The organism is Blastococcus sp. MG754426, from assembly GCF_021699055.1.
In the GTDB taxonomy this organism is placed as follows: Bacteria; Actinomycetota; Actinomycetes; order Mycobacteriales; family Geodermatophilaceae; genus Blastococcus.
In genome coordinates this window covers 1-370 of record NZ_SSXC01000194.1, presented here as the reverse complement: position 1 = coordinate 370, position 370 = coordinate 1, and the positions used below count along the sequence as shown (strand labels likewise).

General features: G+C 78.9%; 1 protein-coding gene. It reads right to left on the bottom strand.

Annotation, left to right across the window (positions count from 1 at the left end):
- Positions 1–370: LGFP repeat-containing protein (locus tag E9549_RS22950; protein WP_374201703.1), on the bottom strand; the 370-nt coding region annotated here is incomplete at both ends.

The following is a 370-nucleotide window of genomic DNA, read 5'->3' as shown; positions in this document are numbered from 1 at the left end:
CACCGGCCCGTGCAGGGCGTGCCCGGCCCCCGAGGCCGCGTACACCTCCCCACCCTGGAAGGCCATCACCACACCCACCCCGTCCGCGGTCGGCACCGCGTCCGAGGTGGGGTAGCCCAGCACGCCGTCGATGCCCCCGGCGGCGTCCCACGCCTCGACCACCGCACCCGGCACGACGTGCCCACCGAGGGCGGCGTGCAGGTAGACCGCGCCGCCGGCGAACCGGCCGTACTGGGCCAGGCCGTCCGGGGTGCTCGCGGCGTCCGCGACCGGCATGCCCAGGTCGCCGGCGTCACCGCCGGCGGCCAGCCACGCGTCCCGCACCGGCCCGCCCACGACCCGCGCCCCGGTGGCGGCCGACCAGTAGATC